This is a genomic window from Mesorhizobium sp. M1A.T.Ca.IN.004.03.1.1, assembly GCF_003997555.1.
Lineage (GTDB): Bacteria > Pseudomonadota > Alphaproteobacteria > Rhizobiales > Rhizobiaceae > Mesorhizobium.
Map to the genome: position 1 here is coordinate 1 of NZ_RZTV01000834.1, position 247 is coordinate 247.

Annotated in this window: 1 pseudogene; it reads right to left on the reverse strand. The window is 64.4% G+C overall.

The features are described from left to right. Positions 1–65: 65 nt before the first annotated feature. Positions 66–247: pseudogene (locus tag EOD29_RS34020) on the reverse strand (ectoine utilization protein EutA); the annotation flags it as partial.

Consider the following 247-nt stretch of genomic DNA (forward strand, 5'->3'; position numbering starts at 1 on the left):
CGGTAATCCGGCGCGCCGCAGCGCGGATATCCTCCAGCGAAACGGGCAAGGTGCTCACCATGATCTCAGCCTTCCCGGTAGGACTTGGTCATCAATTGACCGAGTTCGGGCCGCGCCCGATCGTCGCCGCAAAGCCGCAGGCAAGCCCAGGCGGTCGCGAGATTGCTAGCGACGACCGGCTTGCCGATTTCAGCCTCGATCCCAGCCGCGACCTCTGCTGCCCGCACCGCCGTACAGGAGATAAACA